This window comes from Methylobacterium sp. 190mf, from assembly GCF_900107945.1.
GTDB lineage: Bacteria > Pseudomonadota > Alphaproteobacteria > Rhizobiales > Beijerinckiaceae > Methylobacterium.
This window is the reverse complement of record NZ_FNVI01000002.1, coordinates 197,336-216,541: the sequence shown is the minus strand read 5'-3', so window position 1 is coordinate 216,541 and position 19,206 is coordinate 197,336. Positions and strand designations below refer to the sequence as shown.

Sequence of the window (19,206 nt, the reverse complement as noted above, 5' to 3'; positions counted from 1 at the left end):
GGGCCACTGATATCACTCCCGGGGGATTGTCGCGCCGCCACGAGCGTTTGCGATGGACTGCGCGGCTTGGGATCGGCGATATGGCGGCAAGAAATCGAACCCGGGAGGGACACGCTTGGCACGGGATGTAATCCTGGCGACCGATGGCCTGACGATGGAATTCCGCGGATTCCGGGCCGTCAACGGCGTGGCGTTGCAGGTCGAGCGCGGCACCATCCACGCCCTCATCGGGCCGAACGGAGCCGGCAAGACCACCTGCTTCAACCTCCTGACGAAGTTCCTGATCCCGACCGCGGGAACGATCCGCTACAAGGACCGCGACATCACCGGCCTGAAGGCGGCGGACGTCGCCCGCCTCGGGCTCGTACGCTCGTTCCAGATCTCGGCCGTGTTCCCGCACCTCACGGTGATGGAGAATGTCCGCATCGCCCTCCAGCGGCGCCGGCGCGGCGATTCCTTCGACTTCTGGCGGCCCGAGCGGGTCCTGCGCGCGCTGAACGGCGAGGCGCTCGCCCTCGTCGAGGCGGTGGGCCTCTCCGACTTCGCCGACGTGCTCGCGGTCGAGTTGTCCTACGGGCGCAAGCGCGCGCTCGAGATCGCCACGACCCTCGCCCTCGATCCGGAGATGCTGCTCCTCGACGAGCCGATGGCCGGCATGGGTCACGAGGACGTCGAGCGCACGGCGCAACTCATCCGCCGGGTCTCGAAGGACCGCACCATCCTGATGGTGGAGCACAACCTCTCCGTGGTCGCCTCCCTGTCGGACCGGATCACCGTGCTGGCCCGCGGGCAGGTGCTGGCCGAGGGCGACTACGCCACGGTCTCGAAGGATCCGCGCGTGGTCGAAGCGTATATCGGGGCGGGACATGCCTGAGGCGGCTCTGAAGACACCTCCGGCGGCCGCGACCGACGCGCTGCTGACCGTCCGCGGCCTCGAGGGCTGGTACGGCGAGAGCCACGTCCTCCACGGCATCGACATCGACGTGCGCGCGGGCGAGGTGATCACGCTGCTCGGCCGCAACGGCGCGGGCAAGACCACGACCCTCCGGGCGATCATCGGGATCCTCGGCAAGCGCTCGGGCTCGATCGTCTACGACGGCGTCGAGACGGTCCGGATGGCGTCGCGGAACATCGCCCGGCTCGGGATCGGCTACGTGCCGGAGGAGCGCGGCATCTTCGCGAGCCTGACGGTCCACGAGAACCTGATGCTGCCGCCGCGGGTGAAGCCCGGCGGCATGTCAGTGGCAGACATCCACACGCTGTTCCCGAACCTCAAGGAACGCGCCGGCAGCCAGGGCACCAAGCTCTCGGGCGGCGAGCAGCAGATGCTGGCGATCGGGCGCATCCTGCGCACCGGCGCCAAGCTGATCCTGCTCGACGAGCCCACGGAAGGTCTCGCGCCGGTCATCGTCCAGCAGATCGGCCGGACGATCCAGCAATTGAAGACTCAGGGCTACACCATCGTCCTGGTGGAGCAGAATTTCCGCTTCGCCCAGACTTTGGCGGACCGGCACTTCGTGATCGAGCAGGGGCGGGTGGTCGACATGATCCCCAATGCCGAGCTTGACGCCAATATCGACAAGCTGCACGCCTATCTCGGCGTCTGAATCTCGCACGCGAAAACCGTAGAAGCGCCAGAAAACGGCGACTCGATATTCGGCCGGCGGAGATCCGCCGCGCCGCTGGAGGATGGAAACGAAAATGCTCGGACGCATCGCCCGGCCCGTGACCCTCGCCGCCCTCGCCGGCGCCCTGATGATGGGCACCGCAGCCGCGCAGACGAACGTGAAGATCGGCATCCTGGGCGACCGCTCGGGCGCCTACTCGGACATCAGTGGCGAGGGCTCGGTCGTGGCCGCGAAGCTCGCGGTCGAGGATTTCAAGCCCGAGCAGCACGGGCTGAAGGTCGAGATCGTCTCGGCCGACCACCAGAACAAGCCGGATGTCGGCGCGGCCATCGCCCGGCAATGGTACGACCGCGACGCCGTTGACATGATCACGGACGGCGTGACGTCCTCGGTGGCGCTGGCGATCAGCCAGGTCACCAAGGAGAAGAACAAGGTTTTCATCGATACCGGCGCCGGCACCGCCGACCTCACCGGCCCGCAATGCACGCCGAACACCATCCACTGGGTCTACGACACGGTGGCGCTCGCCAACGGCACCGGCGGCGCGATGGTCAAGCGCGGCGGCAACACGTGGTTCTTCCTCACCGCCGACTACGTGTTCGGCCAGACCCTCCAGCGCGACACCAGCACGGTCATCACCAAGAACGGCGGCAAGGTCGTCGGCTCGGTGAAGACGCCGTTCCCGACCTCGGACTTCTCGTCCTTCCTGCTGCAGGCGCAGGGCTCGGGCGCCAAGGTGATCGGGCTGGCCAATGCCGGCACCGACACGATCAACGCGATCAAGCAGGCGGGTGAATTCGGCATCACCGAGGGCGGCCAGGCGCTCGCCGGCCTCCTGGTCTTCTCCTCGGACGTGCACTCGCTGGGCACCAAGGTGGCGCAGGGGCTGGTGCTCACCGAGCCGTTCTACTGGGACCTGAACGACCAGACCCGCGCCTTCTCGGACCGGTTCGCCAAGCAGATGAAGAACGGCTCGAAGCCGACCGCGAACCATGCGGGCGTCTACTCGGACGTGCTCCACTACCTGAAGGCTGTGGCCGAGACGAAGTCGACCGCCGACGGCGCCGCCACGGTCGCCAAGATGAAGGCGATGCCGACGGACGACCCGCTGTTCGGCAAGGGCGTGATCCGCGCGGACGGCCGCAAGATCCACGACATGTACCTGTTCGAGGTCAAGAAGCCCGCCGAGTCGAAGGGCGAGTGGGACCTCTACAAGAAGCTCGAGACGATTCCCGGCGACCAGGTCTTCCGGCCGCTCAACGAGGGCAACTGCCCCCTGGTGAAGGGCTGACGGTGGGTTCGGGGCGCGGAGACCGGCCATGACCACGATCTTCGGTGTGCCGACGCAGGCCCTGTTCGGTCAGCTCCTGCTCGGCCTGATCAACGGCTCGTTCTACGCGATCCTGTCGCTCGGGCTCGCGATCATCTTCGGGCTCCTGAACATCATCAACTTCGCCCACGGCGCGCTCTACATGATGGGCGCGTTCGTGGCCTGGATGCTGCTCACCTATGTCGGTCTCGGCTACTGGTGGGCGCTGGGGCTCGCACCGCTCGTGGTGGGCGCCTTCGGCATCGTGCTGGAGCGGGTGCTCATCGCCCGGCTCCACAAGCTCGACCACCTCTACGGCCTGCTGCTGACCTTCGGTCTCGCGCTGATCATCCAGGGCCTGTTCCGCAACCAGTACGGCGTGTCGGGTCTGCCCTACGCGATCCCGGCCGAGCTGTCCGGCGGCCAGCGCCTGCCCTTCATGTTCCTGCCGAACTACCGCGCCTGGGTGGTGGTCGCCTCGCTGACCGTCTGCATCGCGACGTGGCTCGTGATCGAGAAGACCAAGCTCGGCGCCTATCTGCGCGCCGCAACCGAGAACCCGACCCTGGTCCAGGCGTTCGGGGTCAACGTGCCGCTGTTCCTGACGCTGACCTACGGGTTCGGCGTCGCGCTCGCGGGTTTCGCCGGGGTGCTCGCTGCGCCGATCTACTCGGTCAATCCCAACATGGGCGCCGACATCATCATCGTGGTCTTCGCTGTGGTGGTGATCGGCGGCATGGGCTCGATCATCGGCTCGGTAATCACGGGCTTCGCCCTGGGCCTCGTCGAGGGACTGACCAAGGTGTTCTATCCGGAGGCGTCCGCCACCGTGATCTTCGTGATCATGGTGCTGGTGCTGCTCGTCAAACCCGCCGGCCTGTTCGGGCGCACGGCCTGATCGCGATCTGAGGCACCCCCATGGCCGACACCGCCGCCCTCGACGCCGCCCCGATCGCCGCCGCCGTGCCGACGAGTCGGGACGACAAGGCGCTCCACCGCCTCATCTTCGTGGGCATCGCGGTGCTGCTCGTCGTGGCACCGCTCGTCCTGTACCCCGTCTACCTGATGAAGGTGCTGTGCTTCGCGCTGTTCGCGCTCGCCTTCAACCTCCTGCTCGGCTACGGCGGCCTGCTCTCCTTCGGCCACGCCGCCTATTTCGGCATGGCGAGCTACCTCTGCGCGTACACGGCCAAGAGCCTGGGTTTCACGCCCGAGCTCGCGATCCTCGCCGGCACGGTCACGGCCGCCCTGCTGGGTCTGGTCTTCGGCGCCCTGGCGATCCGCCGGCAGGGCATCTACTTCTCGATGATCACCCTGGCGCTCGCCCAGATGGTGTTCTTCTTCTCCCTGCAGGCGAAGTTCACCGGCGGCGAGGACGGCATCCAGGCGGTGCCGCGCGGCAACCTGTTCGGCGCGATCAGCCTCGCCGACGACCGGGTGATGTACGCCGTCGTGGCCGTCGTGTTCATGGCCGGGATGCTGCTGATCTACCGGATCATCCACTCGCCCTTCGGGCAGGTGCTGAAGGCAATCCGCGACAACGAGCCGAGGGCGATCTCGCTCGGCTACCGCGCCAGCCAGTACAAGCTCGCGGTGTTCGTGCTCTCGGCGACGCTCGCCGGGCTCGCGGGCTCCACCAAGGCGATCGTCTTCCAGCTCGCCTCGCTCACCGACGTGCACTGGTCGATGTCCGGCGAAGTGGTGCTGATGACGCTCGTCGGCGGCATGGGGACGGTGTTCGGGCCGATCGTCGGCGCGCTGGTGATCGTCACGATGGAGACCTATCTGGCGCAGTTCGGTGCCTGGGTGACGATCATCCAGGGCTGCGTCTTCGTGCTCTGCGTGCTGCTGTTCCGCGAGGGCATCGTCGGCCTGATCGCCCGGCTGATCCGACGGCCGCTCTAGGACGCGGGATCCGGGGCGGGTGGCGGTTGCATCGCGGCAACGCCCCCGTCGCGACCTGCAATGGCGGATCGGGGCTGCGACTTGTGGTGAGCTTTCGTTAACCAAGACTGCCCACGCTGACGGCTCCACGCTGTCAGGGCCACCATGACCCAGGACCGAACGCTCAGCATCGACGACCCGGCCCTCGACTGCCCGGTCGCACCGGACGTGGTCGGCCGCCTGATCAAGGCCGACCCGGACGGGGCCGCGCTTCTGCTCGACGGGATCCCGGAGGCGACGCGCGCCCGGCTCGCCGTCTGGCTCTACGGCCGCAGTCACACCCACGCGATCGGCGTCCGCGTCGCGGCGACCTGCGAGGGCCCGACCCTCCGGCGGACCGCGGGCCTCGTCGGGAACGTCCTCTACGACCTGTCCCGCCGTCCCGTGGCGGCGGCGAGCCACGGACCGCGCGGGGGCGCCGGCCGCATCTCCCTGGGCGGGTCGAAGCGCCGCGCCTGACGGGTCGGCACGACCGGCCAATTGGATCGCCGCCGCGCAGGGACTATCCTACGCGCCGATGTCCTCCCTGTCCGCGCCGTCCGTCCGCCGCCTCGACCCCGTCCTCGTCGATCGCATCGCCGCGGGCGAAGTGGTCGAGCGCCCGGCCTCGGCCGTTAAGGAGCTGGTCGAGAACGCGATCGATGCCGGGGCCCGGGCGATCGAGGTCACCGTCGAGGCCGGGGGGCGCCGGTTGATCCGGGTCGTCGACGACGGCCGCGGCATGACGCCGGACGATCTCGACCTCGCGGTCGAACGGCACGCCACCTCCAAGCTCCCGGGCGGCGACCTCACGGCGATCGACACCCTGGGATTCCGCGGCGAGGCCCTGCCGTCGATCGGCGCGGTGTCGCGGCTCGCCATCGTCACCCGCACGCCGGAGGCCGAGGCGGGGGCGAGCCTCACCGTCGACGCGGGGATGAAGGGGCAGGTCCGTCCGGCCCCGGCCCAGCGCGGCACCCGGATCGAGGTGACCGAGCTCTTCGCCGCCACGCCGGCGCGGCTCAAGTTCCTGAAATCGGACCGGGCCGAGAACGCCGCCATCGCCGAGACGCTGCGCCGCCTCGCCGCGACGCAGCCGGGCATCCGCTTCACCCTGCGGGCCGATTCCGGCCAGCCCCTGGTCCTGCCGGCCGAGACCGGGGCCGAGGCGGAGCTGCGCCGGCTCGCGGCGGTGCTGGGACAGGACTTCCTCGCCAACGCCCTGCCGGTTTCCCTGGCCCGGGAGGGCTTCGCGGTGACGGGCCATGTCGGCCTGCCGACCTACCATCGCGGTGCGGCGACCCATATCCACCTCGCGGTCAACGGCCGCCCCGTGCGCGACCGGCTCCTGCTCGGGGCGATCCGCGGCGCCTACGCCGACACGCTGGCCTCCGACCGGCACCCGGTTCTCGGCCTCGCCGTCGCGTGCGACCCCGGCCTCGTCGACGTGAACGTCCACCCGGCCAAGACCGAGGTGCGCTTCCGCGAGCCGGGCCTCGTGCGGGCGCTGATCGTGAGCGCGATCCACGACGCCCTGCGCCGCGGCGGCGCCCGCTCGGCCACCACCGGCGCCGCGCGGACCCTCGACGCCCTGCGCCCGGCCGGGGCGCCGCTCGCCACCCACAGCGGCGCCACCGCGCCGAGCCTGTTCCGGCCGACGCGGCCGGGCCCGTTCCCGAGCGGTGCACCCTCGGTGGCAGCGCCGCCCGGCTACCGTTCCTCGGCGGCGTGGAGGCCGGCGCCGCAGCCGGCGCAGGTCGAGCCGCCCGGCTTCGGCGAGGCCGCTCAGGCCGTCTGGGCCGGGCCCGAGCCCGAAGCCGTGGCGGCCCCGCCCCAGGCCGACACCCGCGTTGCCGCCGACGCTGTGGAGGCGCTCGATCATCCGCTGGGGGCCGCCCGCGCGCAGATCCACGAGACCTACATCCTCGCCCAGACCCGCGACGGCCTCGTGATCGTCGACCAGCACGCCGCCCACGAGCGCCTCGTCTACGAGCGGATGAAGGCCGAGCGGGAGGCAGGCGGCATCGCCCGGCAGGGCCTCCTGATCCCGGACGTGGTCGAGATGAGCCCCGAGGAGGCCGACCGGCTCGTCGCGGCCGCTCCCGATCTCGACCGGCTGGGCCTCACCATCGAGGCCTTCGGGCCCGGAGCGGTGCTCGTGCGGGAGGTGCCGGCGGCGCTGATCGGAGCCTCGACGCGCAACCTCGTCACCGACATCCTCGACGCCCTGGAGGCCAGCGGCGACGAGGAGGGCGGCGTCCCGGCGACGGAGGGCGGCCCGCTCGGGCGACGTCTCGACGCGATCCTGTCGCGCATGAGCTGCCACGGCTCGATCCGCGCTGGGCGTCGCCTGCGGCCGGAGGAGATGAACGCCCTGCTGCGCGAGATGGAGGCGACGCCCAATTCCGGACAGTGCAACCACGGTCGCCCGACCTCGATCGAACTGAAGCTCGCTGACATCGAGCGGCTGTTCGGCCGCCGATGAGCGGGCAGGGGCTCCGTGCCGGCTGGCGGACCCGGCGGAGCCGGTCCACAACAGGGTCCGGCGCCGCGGCCTGAAGACTGGCGGCGCGTGCAGGGGAAGCGCAGAGCCATGACCGATTTCGTCATCACCGGCGCGTTCCGGGTCGCCCTGCCGAGCGTCGCCGCGGCCCGCTGAGATGGCGAATCCGTTCGACCTCGCTGGCCGCCACGTTCTCGTCACCGGGGCCTCCAGCGGCCTCGGCCGCCATTTCGCCGGGACCCTGGCCCGCGCAGGCGCGCGCCTGTCGCTCGGCGCCCGCCGGGCCAACGCCCTCGCCGAGACCGTCGATCGCGTCGCGGCGGCGGGCGGTGAGGCCCACGCCGTCGTGATGGACGTCACCGACGCCGCGAGCGTTGAGCGGGCGCTCGACGCCGCCGAAGAGCGCTTCGGACCGGTGGCGGTGCTGGTGAACAATGCCGGCGTGACGGCGACGAAGCCGGCCCTCGACCTCGCGGAATCCGACTGGGACGCGGTGCTCGACACGAATCTCAAAGGCGTCTGGCAGGTCGCCCAGGCCACCGGCCGGCGCATGGTCCGGCACGGGGCGGGCGGCAGCATCGTCAACATCGCGTCGATCCTCGGGCTGCGGGTCACCGGCGGGCTCGCGCCCTACGCCACCTCGAAGGCGGCGGTTGTCCAGCTCACCAAGAGCCTCGCGCTCGAGTGGGCCCGCTACGGGATCCGGGTGAACGCCCTCGCGCCGGGCTACATCAAGACCGAGCTCAACGACGCCTTCTTCGAGTCCGATGCCGGCCGGGCGCTGATCAGGCGCATTCCGCAGCGCCGGCTGGGCGAGGCCGCCGAACTCGACGGGCCGCTCCTGCTCCTGGCCTCGGAGGCCGGCGCCTACATGACCGGCAGCGTCCTGGCGGTCGACGGCGGCCACCTCGTCTCCGGCCTGTAGTGGTCGCCCGAAACGGCTCCCGTCACGGGACCGGCGCGGGTCAGAGGGTCCGCGCCTGCTCGCGCAGGACGAATTTCTGAATCTTGCCGGTCGAGGTCTTCGGCAGCGGCCCGAACACCACCGTCTTCGGCACCTTGAACCGCGCCATGTGCTCGCGACAGAACGCGATCAACTCCTGGTCGCTCGGCACCGCTGCGCCGGGCTTCACCTCCAGGAACGCGCAGGGGCTCTCGCCCCAGGTCGGATCCGGCCGCGCCACGACGGCCGCCAGCATCACGGCGGGATGGCGCATCAGCACCTCCTCCACCTCCAGGCTGGAGATGTTCTCGCCGCCCGAGATGATGATGTCCTTCGCCCGGTCCTTGATCTCCACCGACCCGTCGGGATGCCAGACCGCGAGGTCGCCGGTCCGGTACCAGCCGCCGGCGAGGGCCTCCTCGGTCGCGCCCGGGTTGCCGAGGTAGCCCTTCATCACCGTGTTTCCGCGCAGGCGGATCTCGCCGACCGTCGTGCCGTCCCGCGGCACCGGCGCGTCGCTCGCGACGTCGGCGACGCTCACCGCCTCGAGCGTGGCCAGCGGCACGCCCTGGCGGGCCATGCGGGCGTGTCGCTCGGTGTCGGGGAGATCGGTCCAGTCCGGCTGCGCCAGACAGACCGTCGCGGGGCCGTAGCTCTCGGTGGCGCCGTAGAGATGCGTCACCTGGAAGCCGAGCTCCTCCATGGTGCGGATGATCGTCGAGGACGGCGCCGCGCCGCCGACCGCGCAGCGCACGCGCTGGGGGAACGGCACACGGTCCTGCGCCGGCGCGTGCGCGATCATCGAGAGGACGATCGGGGCGCCGCACAGATGCGTCACCCCGTGCTCGGCGATCAGCCTGAAGATCGCCGCTGGCTCGACCTTGCGCAGGCAGACCTGCGTGGCGCAGGCGGCGACACTCGCCCATGGGTAGGACCAACCGCTGCAGTGGAACATCGGCAGCGTCCAAAGATACACGCTCTCGCCGGTCAGGCCGAACGTGACGGCGTTGCCGAGCGCCTGGAGATAGCCGCCGCGATGGCTGTAGACGGCGCCTTTGGGATCGCCGGTCGTCCCCGACGTGTAGAGCAGGCAGAGCGACTGCCACTCGTCCTCCGGGCCGTGCCAGGCGTAGTCCGGATCGCCCTCGGCCAGCAGATCCTCGTAGGGCAGGGCCCCGTCGATCCCGGTCGCGCCGATCACCACGACGAGGACCGGCTCGGCGAGTTCCGCGAGCGCCCGCGCGGCCAGCGCGGCGTACTCGGCCTCGACGAGGAGCGCCCGGGCGCCCCCGTGCCGCAGCGAGAACGCGATCGTCGCCGCGTCGAGGCGCGTATTCAGCGGGTTCAGCACCGCGCCGAGCATCGGCACGGCGAAGTGCGCCTCGATCATCTCCGGGACGTTCGGCGCCAGGATCGCCACGGTGTCGAGTGGCCCGACCCCCCGGGCCGCGAGGCCCGCGGCGAGGCGCCGGCAACGCGCGTAGAGGTCCGCGTAGGTGAGCCGGCGGTGGCCGTCGATTACGGCGATCCGCCCGCCCGCCGCGGCGGCGGCCCGCGCCAGCAGGCTGGCGGGGGTCAGCGGGACGTAGTTGGCCGGCCGGCGCGCGAGCCCGGCCTCGAACGGATGAGAGCCCGTCTCGCGGACCTCGGTCTGGGTCGGACGGGTGTCCGTCATCGTGCAGCCTTCTGATCGGGCGGCGGGCGTGGCGTGCGCTCCGCGCGACGAAGATTTCGCCGCCGTCGTGCCTGTCAATCGCGGCCACCGTGACAATGTGGGCCGCGCGCGGATTCTGTTACAGGGCCCTGTTGACGGGAGATCGCCCCTGGCGGATGCCCGTATTCCAGCGACGCGCCGTCGGGACCGCGTGCGACCGGCCCATCTGCGGGAGACGATTGTGGGGAACGACAACCTGCCGGCGATCTCCGGGGAGACCGGCCGCGCCGCGGTGGAGGGCAGCGTCGCCCGGGCGCGCGAGGCGTACGAGCGCTTCGCCGAGGCGGGCGAGATGGCGCTGAACGCCTTCGAGGCCTCGATGGCGCAGAGCTTCGAGGGCTGGCGCGCGGTGATGGGCTCCAGCCGCGAGACCGCGCACCAACTCACCGACAGCAACGTGGCCGGCGCCCGCCGGGTGCGCGAGCAGTGGGACGCCGCCGGCGCCCGGCTCTACAACGCGTTCGAGGACAACGCCGTCCACGCCATGGCGGCGATGCGCGAGATCGGCCACCGGATCCTCGTGGCCTCCGACACCAATGTCCGCGCGAGCCTCGACTTCGCGGACCGCGTCGCCAAGGCGGCAGATGCCCGCGAGGTCGCGGCGCTGAACATCGCGTTCCTGCAGGAGCAGGCGCGCCGGCTGACCGACCAGATGGTCGACCTCCATCAGACGACCGGCCGTCTCGCCCGCGAGGCCGCCGCGCGCACGGAGACCCCGTGACGGCCGGCACCGCGGCGCCCGTTCCCGGACCTGAGGCGACGCCGCGGCTCGACGACCTGAGCCGCGCCGACGTGCCGTTCCGGACCGGCCATTTCCAGGCCTACGCGCCCCACGACTTCCACCGCATCGCCTACGTGGAATGGGGTGACCCGGACAGCCCGCACGTCGTCGTCTGCGTCCACGGTCTCAGCCGCCAGGGCCGCGATTTCGACGCCCTCGGCTATCGCCTCGCGAAGCTCGGGTACCGGGTGATCTGCCCGGACCTGCCCGGGCGCGGCCTCAGCGGATGGCTGAAGGACCCGGAACTCTACGGCCTGCCGCAATACGCCGCCGACATGGCCGCGCTCATCGCCCATCTCCGGGTCCCCGGGAAGATCGACTGGGTGGGCACGTCTCTCGGCGGCCTGACCGGCATGGTCCTGGCCGCGGCCGCCCGCACCCCGATCCGCCGGATGGTGATCAACGATATCGGCCCGTTCCTGCCCTGGGCGCCCATCCGCGAGATCGGGTCGCGCCTGCGGGACGCGCCCCGGCTGCACCATAACCTCGCCTCGGGCGAATCGCGTCTGCGCACGGTGCTGGGCGCGTTCGGGCCGCTCACCGACGAGCAGTGGCGCCACATCGCCAAGCACAGCTTCTTCCAGGAGCCCAACGGCGGCTGGCGGCCCCACTACGATCCCGGCATCGGAGACGCCTTCCGACCGGGCCGCGTCTACAGCGTGAGCATGTGGCGCGACTGGGACGCGATCACCTGTCCGGTCCTGCTGCTCCGCGGCGAGCACTCGGAACTCCTCCTCGCCTCGACGGCCGACGAGATGACGCGCCGGGGACCGCCGACGCGCCGCGTCGAGATTCCCGATTGCGGCCACGCGCCCGCGTTGCTCGACGACGACCAGTTGCGAATCGTCCTCGATTGGCTCGGCCCGGCGGCGTGATTCCGTCGCCGGCGCGCGCCACCGAGCCCTGAGTCGACCGTTTGCTGTCGTACGGATTTCACTGGGATCGGCCCGCCGGGCCCAACGCGGCGCAGGCAACCCGATATCGCCCGGCAGTGTTCGAGAGTGAATTTTTAGCTGAACTCGCTCACTTATATTTGATCGGGCCCGGTATTTGAGTTGTTCTCGCGGCGGGCACTGGAGGGCCCAAATTGCGGTCTTCCGGACCTAAGATTTCGAGAGCGTAACCATTCGTTGCACGCGCGGCTGACCTGTGGCACTAACAGATGTCAGGTCTGGATCTTGGCCGCGCAATGTTGCACCTGTCGGTTGTGATTGGCGCCCTGGATCCGGGCGAGCAAGCCTGCAGACAGCAAGAACATCCGGACTACCCACTATGGCGAACCCAACCCCCAAGCCGAAGCAGACCACAGCCATCGATCACGGGGTCGGCAGCCGCATCGCGTTCCTTCGGGCGGCGAATGGACTGAGCCAGTCCGCGCTGGCCAGCGCGCTGGGCGTCAGCTTCCAGCAGGTCCAGAAGTACGAGACCGGCAAGAACCGTGTCGGTGCCGGCCGCCTGCAGGCGATCGCCGAGCGGCTCGGCGTTCCGGTCTCGAGCTTCTTCGAGCCCGAGCCCGAGGCGACGACGGATAGCGGTCCCGCGCTGCTGCGCGTCGCCGGCGCCGTCGAACTGCTCCGGGCCTACAATCAGATCGCTGACGATCAGATGCGCCGCGACGTGCTCTCCCTCGTCAAATCCGCGGCGCGGATCGGTCAGACCAAGACGTCGGACGGCGCGGCACCGCAGGCGGGCGGCGCTCTGCGCAACTCCTGACATCCGGGCCTTGCCCGGCGCCAATCCGGCGCCGTGCGGTCCCTGCAGGCGGGATCATGGACTCTCTCCCGACGCGCGTGACCCACCTGCTCGCCGACCTGCCGCTCCGGGCGGACGACGAGATCGTGTCGGTCCTGGTCTCCGAGCCGGGCCTGCGGGTGGAGCGCATCGTCTCGACCGGTCAGGCGAGCCCGCCGGGATTCTACTACGACCAGCCGGATACCGAGTGGGTCGCCATCCTGACGGGCGCGGCCGACCTTCGGTTCGCCGACGAGGCCGGGGCCCGTCGCCTCGTCGCGGGTGACGCCGTGCTGATCGCGCCGCATCGTCGGCACCGGGTGGAGTGGACCGACTCACCCACCGTCTGGCTGGCGATCCATTTCGGGTCTCAAGTCGGCGCTACGGATCCGGCTTCGCGCGATCGGGACTAAGCACGATTCAGGCGGCGAATCGGGCGATCGCCACGGCCGTATCCCCGTAGACGCGCCGCTCCAGTTCCGCGAAGCCGGCCGGCCACACGACCTGCGCGGCCTCGACCTCCTCGACGACGATGAGAGCCCCGGGCGCCAGCCAGGCGCCCTCGGCGGCGCTTTTCAGGGCGCGCGGCGCGAGATCACGGCCGTAGGGCGGATCGCAGAAGACCAGCGAGAAGGTGCCCGACGTGGAGGCCGGGCCGAGACGGGTCGCGTCCCGCCGAAACAGGCGCGTCACGCCTTCGGCACCCAGGGCCTCGATGTTCTCGCGGATCACCGCGCGCGCCTCGGCGCCCTCGTCGACGAGGAGGGCGTAGGCGGCGCCCCGCGAGAGCGCCTCGAAGCCGAGGGCACCCGTACCGGCGAACAGGTCGAGGACCCGGACGCCGGCGACGGCGTCGTCGTAGGCGTGGGCGAGCACGTTGAACAACGATTCCCGCAGGCGGTCCGATGTCGGCCGAATGGCGTCGGTGCGCGGCGTGGCGAGCCTGCGGCCGCGCCACGCGCCGCCGACGATCCTCACCGCGTCCCGCGCGGCGGCCGGCCGCCGCCGGGCTTGGCGCCCCCGCGCGGCGCACCGGGACGAGCACCAGGACGACCGCCCGTGTCCGACCCGCCCGCTGGTCCGTTGCGCCGACCCTGGCCAGTCCCCTTGCCGGCGAAACCGCCGGGCTTGCCACCGGGGCGGCTTCCGCCGGGACGCGCACCCCCGGTCTTCGGGCCACCGAACGCGGGCTTGCCCCCGGCGGCAGCGGGCTTCTGGCCGCGGAAGCCGCCTGGCTTCCGCGACGCGCCCTCCGCCGGCCCGGCGTCGAACGGTCGGTCGCGCCGGCCCCCGGGCTTGCCGCCGCGCTCGTCGAATCGCCGCTCGTCCCGCGGAGCCTCGCTCCGCGCGCTCTCGCGGCGCGGGCGCTCATCGCCGCGGCGCTCATCGCGCCGACCGGCGGGGCGCTCCTGCCGCTCCGGCATCCCCCGGTCGGCGAAGCGGCGCTTCGGCTTGGCGACGGGCTCGGGCTCCGCCGGCGTTGCGGACAGGCGCTCGACGACGACCCGGCGGTCGCCGGCTCGGATCGAGCCGACGCGCTCGCGGCCGCGTTCTGCCGCGGCCGCCTGCGCGGCCCGGGGATCCGCGCCGCGCCGGGGAATGCGCGTCCCCCGCGGCTTGGCCGCGTTCTCGTCGCGCCACGCGGAGTTGCGCGGTCCGGGACCGGTGCCCCCGGTCGAGACGCGCGGCGCCGGCGCGGGACGCGCGGCATTGCGCCGGGAAGATGCCGGCTGCGCCGATTGGGCGTCCCGATCCGCCGGGCGGGTGCCACCGAACGGCGAGATCGGCTCGCGGACCGGACTGTCGAAATCCACGCCGGCCTGCTCGGCGAGGCTCTTGCCGAGCTGATCCTTGAGGACGCGGGTCCGCACCTCCTCGACCAGGCCGACCTCCAGGTCGCCGAGCTGGAAGGGCCCGAAGGAGAGCCGGATCAGCCGGTTCACCGACAGTCCGAGATGCTCGAGGATGCGCTTGACCTCTCGGTTCTTGCCCTCGCGCAGGCCGAGCGTCAGCCAGACGTTATCGCCCTGCACGCGGTCGAGGGTCGCCTCGACGGGGCCGTACTCCATCCCGTCGATGGTGACGCCCTTGGACAGCCGGTCGAGCTGCGCCTGATCGGTGTCGCCGTGGGCGCGGACTCGGTAGCGGCGCAGCCAGCCCGTGTCGGGATGCGCGATCACCTTGGCGAGCCCGCCGTCATTGGTGAGCAGCAGCAACCCCTCGGTGTTGATGTCGAGCCGTCCGACCGCCACGACCCGGGGCAGATCCTCCGGGAGCACGTCGAACACCGTCTGGCGGCCCTCCGGGTCCCGGGCGGTCGTCACCACGCCCCGCGGCTTGTGGAAGATCCACAGGCGGCTGCGCTCCCGCGACGGCATCGGCTCGCCGTCGATCAGGATCCGGTCGTTCTCGGTGACATTGCGGGCCGGGGATGTCAGCGTCTCGCCGTTGACGCTGACGCGTCCGGCCAGGATCATCGTCTCGGCGTCGCGCCGCGAGGCGACGCCGGCCCGTGCCATCGCCTTCGCGATGCGCTCGCCGGGCGGCGTCTCGATCAGGGCTTCGGCGTCCGCGGACGCTTCGGGGCCTGGCTCCGGCTGCGGCTCTGGCAGAGGCTCCGCCTGCGGGGCGGGCTGCGGCTTGGCCTTCCGCGCCGTCTTCTTCGCGGCAGAACTGGCAGGCCGCTCGGTGTCGGCATCGGCACGGCCCGCATCGGTGGGCGGTGCCCAACTCTCGGTGCGCGCTGACTCGGGGGCCGGACGGGCGGTCCCCTCCGGCTTATCGTCGTTCGGCAAGTCGCTCATGCCTGCCGCTTATCAGAGCCGGTTCCGACAGGCGAGACGGGTTGTGCACCGGTGCGAGTCGCCTCAACGCGAAGAGGCGGCCCGTCGAGACCGCCTCGAAGACTTGGATGGCGGGTCGAAGACCCGCATTCGTCAGAGTCTCGGCGAGCGCCCGCGCATCACGCCGAACACGGCGGAGATCAGGAACAGCGCGATCGCCACGAAGAAGACGATCTTGGCCGCCTCCATCGCCGTGCCGGCTATGCCGCCGAAACCGAGGAGCGCCGCCACGAGAGCGACGACGAGAAACGTGACAGCCCAGCCGATCATGGCATCCTCGCGTTCTTCGGGTCGGTTCAGTTCTGGAACCCGCCCGAGGCGGGTTCCGTTCCGGTCGCGCTCGACGATCAGAGCTTGTCGGTGGCGGACTTCACCGCGCTCTTGGCGTCGCCGACGGTGCCCTGGGCCTTGCCCTTGAGTTCCTGGGCGGCACCTTCGGCCTTGAGCTTGTCGTTACCGGTCACGTCGCCGATGCCCTGCTTGGCCTTGCCGACGGCCTCGTTGGCGACGCCCTTGATCTTGTCGGTGGTGCTGCTCATGGCGTTGTCCTCTTGTTCGATCTGCGGCGGCGCCGCACTGGTTCCTGAAACGGTCACGGTCGGCGGAATGTTCCAGGCCTTAACATTGACTTGGGTCAGGCCAGCCCGCCGCCCCGGGCCCGTCGCGTCAGTGGGATGAGAACAGCTTGGCTGCCGATCCGATCCATCCGGCACGGGCGGAAACGTCCGGACCGCTGACCGCGCTCGATCACGCTTTCGCGGCCGCCCGCGCCGCGGCCGCTGCCGGGGAGGTCCCGGTCGGCGCCGCGGTGGTCCGGGACGGGGTCATCCTGGCGGTGGCGCATAATCGGCCGCGCGAATTGCACGACCCGACGGCGCACGCCGAGATCCTGGCGATCCGCGCGGCCTGCGCGGCCCTCGGCACCGAGCGCCTCGTCGGCTGCGATCTCTACGTCACCCTGGAGCCGTGCCCGATGTGCGCGGGCGCGATATCCTTCGCGCGCATCCGGCGACTCTACTACGGCGCGGCCGATCCGAAGGGGGGTGGGGTCGAGCACGGGCCGCGCGTCTTCGATCAGCCGACCTGCCACCACGTGCCGGAGGTCTACGGCGGGTTCCGCGAGCGCGAGGCGGCCGATCTGCTCCGGGCGTTCTTCGCGCAGCGCCGCGACTGACGCGGGGCGGGCGTACAGGTTCCCATCGGCCCTGGGCGGGTCAGCAGAGGAGGAGAGGATGATCCCGACCTATTCCAGAGCCCTGATCGTCGGGGCGGGCGCCGGCCTCAGCGCATCGCTCGCGCGCCTGCTCGCCGCCGACGGCATGACGATCGGCCTCGCCGCCCGGAACGTCGACAAGCTCGCCGCACTGGCGGCGGAGACGGGCGCGGCTGTCCATGCCTGCGACGCCAGCCAGCCCGCTGAGGTCGAAGCGCTGTTCGCCCGCCTGGAGCCGGCGCTCAGCGGTCCGCCGGACGTCGTCGTCTACAACGCGAGCGGTCGTCTCCGCGGCCCGGTCGCCGATCTCGACCCGGACGCGGTCGCCCAGGCGCTGATGGTGTCCGCGTACGGTGGTTTCCTCGTGGCGCAGGCCGCGGCGCGCCGCATGCTGCCGCATCGCCACGGCGCGATCCTGCTCACCGGCGCCTCGGCGAGCGTGAAGGGCTTCGCGGGATCGGCCCCGTTCGCGATGGGGAAGTTCGCGCTGCGAGGACTGGGTCAGAGCCTCGCCCGGGAATTGCAGCCCCACGGGATCCACGTCGCGCACATCGTGATCGACGGCGCCATCCGCAATCCGGCCCGCGGCGGCGAGCCGCCGGAGGCCCCCGACAGCCATCTCGATCCCGACGCCATCGCCAGGGCCTATCGCGACCTCCTGCGCCAGGATCGGAGCGCCTGGACCTCCGAACTGGAACTGCGTCCCTGGACGGAGCGGTTCTGAGGCCGCCTCAGGGATTCACGCGCAGGCCGAGCAGGAAGGTGTTCTCCCGGAAGCTGGACCCGGCGACCGTGCTGTCGAACTTCTGATAGATGTACGTGCCGCGCAGGGTCAGCCAGCGGGTGAAGTGGTAGTCGAGCCGCGCGGTCGCCGAGAACCCGTTCTCACGGATGCTGCTGCTCTGGTAGTCGTTCCGGAGATACGATCCGCCGAGGACGATCGAGAGGTTGCGCAGCAGGTCGTGCTGCACCTCGAGCGTCGCGACCTCGGTGAGCACGCCGCTGGAGCCCGGGATCGTCGTCTCGGTGACGCCGGTCGCGGCGGTGAGACGGACGGTCGTGAGCGGACTCGCCGCCCAGACCAGGGCCGCGTTGAGCAACGGCGCGTTGATGTCGCGCAGGCTCGGATCGACGTAGGTCCGATGCTGGATGCCGGCGGAGATCTCGCCCGTCACCGAGCGCGCGAGGCCGATGCTCGTCCCGAAGGCGACCGCGATGCCGTCCGAGTCGCGCCGGACGCCCGTCGCGTCGAAGCGGCGGTCGTAGACGCGCGTGTCGCCGAGCAGGTCGATGAACGGGCTGAAATCCGGGTTGATCTCGTAGGCCGTGCGCAGCTGCAGGCTGTACTGGTTCAGGTTGCGGTCGGACTGATTGACGATCGTCCCGTCCGCCAAACGCGCATTGTCGAACTCGGAGCGGTCGACGGACCCGCGCAGGGTGACCGACAGGCGGTTGAACGTCTCCGTCGCCCCGAGCGAACCGCCGTAGACGGCCAGGAGCGGCCGTGTCGTGGCGGTGGCAGCCTGGAGGTTGGCGCTCGACGTGCGCTGCGTGTCCACCAGGAACCGCCCCTCCGCGTCGATGCGCAGGTCCCGGTTGGCGTCGATGCGCAGCCGGACCACGCCGTCTGCCGCGGGGCGGCTCGCGGCCTCGTTCTGCGGGGTCTCGAGGTACGAGCCCCGGAGCGAGCCCTGCAGCGAGCTGGAGGACCAGTTGCTCCGGAAGTCGACCGTGGCGTCGGTGCGCAGCGCGACCGAGCCCTTGGCGATCTGGCGGGTGGTCTGGTCCGGGTTCGAATCGTAGCCGACGCTCTGGGCGAAGGTGGGCAGGACCGTGAAGGTGCCGACCTGATAGCCGATCGGCGCGTAGGCCGGATCGGTGGGGATCGCGCGCGCTAGGTCGGTGCCGAGGATGAAGCCCGGGGTCAGGAGGCCGAGGGCCGGCGCGATCGACTGGAACGGGAGGATCGGCCGGATCGGCGTCACGACCTGCGGGTTCGGGACCCCGACGACCGCCTGCTGGACCACCGGCGTCAGCCGCAGCGCCGGCGGCGGGATCTGCGTGACGTCCTGAGTGACCCGCCGCGTCGCCGAGCCGATCCGCCGCGGCGGAGCGGCGCGCGTGCGCAGGAGAGTCGACGGCGCGAGATTGGCCGGTGCCGTCGAAGATCCGCCGGTGCGCCGTCCCCCTGTGGTGACGCGGGTGCTGAGCTGGGACACGCCGGGCTGACCCGGGATCTGCGTCTGCGCGGGGGGCGAGAGCGGCGACCGAAGGCTGTCACCGCCGGTCTGCTCGCCGCCCGCCGCGTCGCCGCCGAGCGCCCCGCGATTCTGGTCGCGGCTCAGGCCGTCCGGGATCGTGCGCTTGAGTGTGGGCAGGCCATTCGGGCCCGTGTCCTGGCCGATGCCGGGATTGTCGGGCTGGCCGGTAACCGGGCTGGTCGCGTCGAACCGCTGGGCTGCCGCCGGTGCCGCGAGCGTGACGCCGAGCGCCGCGGCGGCGAGCCGCATCCTCCGCCGTTCCCACCGGTCAGCCGCCGTCCGCACCTGATCCCGGTCTCCGCCAAAGTCCCCGGCACCAGAGCGCGGAGATTGCAGGTCACACCACCCCGGAACAGT

At 71.2% G+C, this 19,206-nt stretch carries 20 protein-coding genes; 14 read left to right on the top strand and 6 right to left on the bottom strand.

The genetic code is table 11. From position 1 onward, the window contains the following. Window positions 1–115 precede the first annotated feature (115 nt). From C4T42_RS03540 to C4T42_RS03505, 8 genes are all read left to right on the top strand, one after another. Window positions 116–874, top strand: a complete 759-nt coding sequence (locus C4T42_RS03540) for an ABC transporter ATP-binding protein (protein WP_026604669.1) — start codon at window positions 116–118, stop codon at window positions 872–874. Further along, window positions 867–1,607 (top strand): ABC transporter ATP-binding protein, encoded by a 741-nt coding sequence (locus C4T42_RS03535; protein WP_042674624.1) that lies wholly within the window; start codon window positions 867–869, stop codon window positions 1,605–1,607. Before C4T42_RS03540 ends, C4T42_RS03535 begins: the two co-directional genes overlap by 8 nt. A 94-nt stretch (window positions 1,608–1,701) precedes the next feature. After that, window positions 1,702–2,919, top strand: a complete 1,218-nt coding sequence (locus C4T42_RS03530) for an ABC transporter substrate-binding protein (RefSeq protein WP_020091435.1) — start codon at window positions 1,702–1,704, stop codon at window positions 2,917–2,919. Between the two features lie 28 nt (window positions 2,920–2,947). Further along, entirely contained in the window at window positions 2,948–3,835 is an 888-nt protein-coding gene (locus C4T42_RS03525; RefSeq protein WP_020091436.1) for a branched-chain amino acid ABC transporter permease, read from the top strand. 20 nt (window positions 3,836–3,855) lie between these two features. Beyond that, a complete protein-coding gene (locus tag C4T42_RS03520; protein ID WP_020091437.1) occupies window positions 3,856–4,842 on the top strand; it encodes a branched-chain amino acid ABC transporter permease in 987 nt (328 codons plus the stop codon). Window positions 4,843–4,986: 144 nt separating this feature from the next. Beyond that, the gene (locus tag C4T42_RS03515) at window positions 4,987–5,340 is read left to right on the top strand and encodes a hypothetical protein (protein ID WP_020091438.1); all 354 of its coding nucleotides are present in this window, start codon (window positions 4,987–4,989) and stop codon (window positions 5,338–5,340) included. Window positions 5,341–5,398: 58 nt separating this feature from the next. Further along, window positions 5,399–7,345 carry a DNA mismatch repair endonuclease MutL gene (gene mutL, locus C4T42_RS03510; protein WP_020091439.1) on the top strand — a complete coding sequence of 649 codons (1,947 nt, stop codon included), beginning with the start codon at window positions 5,399–5,401 and terminating at the stop codon, window positions 7,343–7,345. A gap of 175 nt (window positions 7,346–7,520) precedes the next feature. Next, complete coding sequence (locus tag C4T42_RS03505; RefSeq protein ID WP_020091440.1) at window positions 7,521–8,288, top strand: glucose 1-dehydrogenase; 768 nt, start codon at window positions 7,521–7,523, stop codon at window positions 8,286–8,288. 40 nt (window positions 8,289–8,328) lie between these two features. Here C4T42_RS03505 and C4T42_RS03500 read toward each other — a convergent pair whose 3' ends face one another. Beyond that, complete coding sequence (locus tag C4T42_RS03500) at window positions 8,329–9,981, bottom strand: AMP-binding protein (protein ID WP_020091441.1); 1,653 nt, start codon at window positions 9,979–9,981, stop codon at window positions 8,329–8,331. A gap of 220 nt (window positions 9,982–10,201) precedes the next feature. Between C4T42_RS03500 and C4T42_RS03495 the strand changes: the two genes are divergently transcribed. From C4T42_RS03495 to C4T42_RS03480, 4 genes are all read left to right on the top strand, one after another. Next, window positions 10,202–10,741, top strand: coding sequence for a phasin family protein (locus tag C4T42_RS03495; protein WP_020091442.1), 540 nt, complete (start codon window positions 10,202–10,204; stop codon window positions 10,739–10,741). After that, window positions 10,738–11,676 carry an alpha/beta hydrolase gene (locus tag C4T42_RS03490; protein WP_020091443.1) on the top strand — a complete coding sequence of 313 codons (939 nt, stop codon included), beginning with the start codon at window positions 10,738–10,740 and terminating at the stop codon, window positions 11,674–11,676. Before C4T42_RS03495 ends, C4T42_RS03490 begins: the two co-directional genes overlap by 4 nt. A gap of 397 nt (window positions 11,677–12,073) precedes the next feature. Continuing rightward, complete coding sequence (locus C4T42_RS03485; protein ID WP_020091444.1) at window positions 12,074–12,514, top strand: helix-turn-helix transcriptional regulator; 441 nt, start codon at window positions 12,074–12,076, stop codon at window positions 12,512–12,514. Window positions 12,515–12,570: 56 nt separating this feature from the next. Beyond that, entirely contained in the window at window positions 12,571–12,945 is a 375-nt protein-coding gene (locus C4T42_RS03480; RefSeq protein WP_020091445.1) for a cupin, read from the top strand. 7 nt (window positions 12,946–12,952) lie between these two features. Here the strand turns inward: C4T42_RS03480 and rsmD are convergent, their stop codons facing one another. The 4 genes from rsmD to C4T42_RS03460 form a co-directional block, all read right to left on the bottom strand. Then, window positions 12,953–13,510: a 16S rRNA (guanine(966)-N(2))-methyltransferase RsmD gene (gene rsmD / locus C4T42_RS03475; protein ID WP_020091446.1), complete on the bottom strand. Its 558-nt coding sequence runs from the start codon at window positions 13,508–13,510 to the stop codon at window positions 12,953–12,955. Next, window positions 13,507–15,336, bottom strand: a complete 1,830-nt coding sequence (locus C4T42_RS03470) for a pseudouridine synthase (protein WP_020091447.1) — start codon at window positions 15,334–15,336, stop codon at window positions 13,507–13,509. The genes rsmD and C4T42_RS03470 overlap by 4 nt, the downstream gene beginning before the upstream one ends. Window positions 15,337–15,468: 132 nt before the next feature. Continuing rightward, the gene (locus tag C4T42_RS03465; protein WP_012317097.1) at window positions 15,469–15,645 is read right to left on the bottom strand and encodes a DUF1328 domain-containing protein; all 177 of its coding nucleotides are present in this window, start codon (window positions 15,643–15,645) and stop codon (window positions 15,469–15,471) included. Between the two features lie 77 nt (window positions 15,646–15,722). After that, on the bottom strand, window positions 15,723–15,914 hold the full coding sequence (locus tag C4T42_RS03460) for a CsbD family protein (protein WP_020091448.1): 192 nt from the start codon (window positions 15,912–15,914) through the stop codon (window positions 15,723–15,725). A 146-nt stretch (window positions 15,915–16,060) separates the two neighbouring features. Here C4T42_RS03460 and C4T42_RS03455 point away from each other — a divergent pair, with 146 nt between their 5' ends. Further along, the gene (locus C4T42_RS03455; RefSeq protein ID WP_020091449.1) at window positions 16,061–16,549 is read left to right on the top strand and encodes a nucleoside deaminase; all 489 of its coding nucleotides are present in this window, start codon (window positions 16,061–16,063) and stop codon (window positions 16,547–16,549) included. A gap of 58 nt (window positions 16,550–16,607) precedes the next feature. Further along, window positions 16,608–17,312, top strand: a complete 705-nt coding sequence (locus tag C4T42_RS03450; protein ID WP_103984715.1) for an SDR family NAD(P)-dependent oxidoreductase — start codon at window positions 16,608–16,610, stop codon at window positions 17,310–17,312. A 7-nt stretch (window positions 17,313–17,319) separates the two neighbouring features. Here the strand turns inward: C4T42_RS03450 and C4T42_RS03445 are convergent, their stop codons facing one another. Next, the gene (locus C4T42_RS03445; RefSeq protein WP_020091451.1) at window positions 17,320–19,098 is read right to left on the bottom strand and encodes an outer membrane beta-barrel protein; all 1,779 of its coding nucleotides are present in this window, start codon (window positions 19,096–19,098) and stop codon (window positions 17,320–17,322) included. Window positions 19,099–19,206: the final 108 nt, after the last annotated feature.

Coding starts and splice junctions, on each gene's coding strand:
- C4T42_RS03485 (WP_020091444.1), top strand. CDS start 12,074: ATGGCGAACCCAACCCCCAAGCCGAAGCAGACCACAGCCATCGATCAC.
- C4T42_RS03525 (WP_020091436.1), top strand. CDS start 2,948: ATGACCACGATCTTCGGTGTGCCGACGCAGGCCCTGTTCGGTCAGCTC.
- C4T42_RS03535 (WP_042674624.1), top strand. CDS start 867: ATGCCTGAGGCGGCTCTGAAGACACCTCCGGCGGCCGCGACCGACGCG.
- C4T42_RS03460 (WP_020091448.1), bottom strand. CDS start 15,914: ATGAGCAGCACCACCGACAAGATCAAGGGCGTCGCCAACGAGGCCGTC.
- mutL (WP_020091439.1), top strand. CDS start 5,399: ATGTCCTCCCTGTCCGCGCCGTCCGTCCGCCGCCTCGACCCCGTCCTC.
- C4T42_RS03470 (WP_020091447.1), bottom strand. CDS start 15,336: ATGAGCGACTTGCCGAACGACGATAAGCCGGAGGGGACCGCCCGTCCG.
- C4T42_RS03515 (WP_020091438.1), top strand. CDS start 4,987: ATGACCCAGGACCGAACGCTCAGCATCGACGACCCGGCCCTCGACTGC.
- C4T42_RS03520 (WP_020091437.1), top strand. CDS start 3,856: ATGGCCGACACCGCCGCCCTCGACGCCGCCCCGATCGCCGCCGCCGTG.
- C4T42_RS03505 (WP_020091440.1), top strand. CDS start 7,521: ATGGCGAATCCGTTCGACCTCGCTGGCCGCCACGTTCTCGTCACCGGG.
- C4T42_RS03500 (WP_020091441.1), bottom strand. CDS start 9,981: ATGACGGACACCCGTCCGACCCAGACCGAGGTCCGCGAGACGGGCTCT.
- C4T42_RS03450 (WP_103984715.1), top strand. CDS start 16,608: ATGATCCCGACCTATTCCAGAGCCCTGATCGTCGGGGCGGGCGCCGGC.
- C4T42_RS03445 (WP_020091451.1), bottom strand. CDS start 19,098: ATGCGGCTCGCCGCCGCGGCGCTCGGCGTCACGCTCGCGGCACCGGCG.
- C4T42_RS03530 (WP_020091435.1), top strand. CDS start 1,702: ATGCTCGGACGCATCGCCCGGCCCGTGACCCTCGCCGCCCTCGCCGGC.
- C4T42_RS03465 (WP_012317097.1), bottom strand. CDS start 15,645: ATGATCGGCTGGGCTGTCACGTTTCTCGTCGTCGCTCTCGTGGCGGCG.
- C4T42_RS03480 (WP_020091445.1), top strand. CDS start 12,571: ATGGACTCTCTCCCGACGCGCGTGACCCACCTGCTCGCCGACCTGCCG.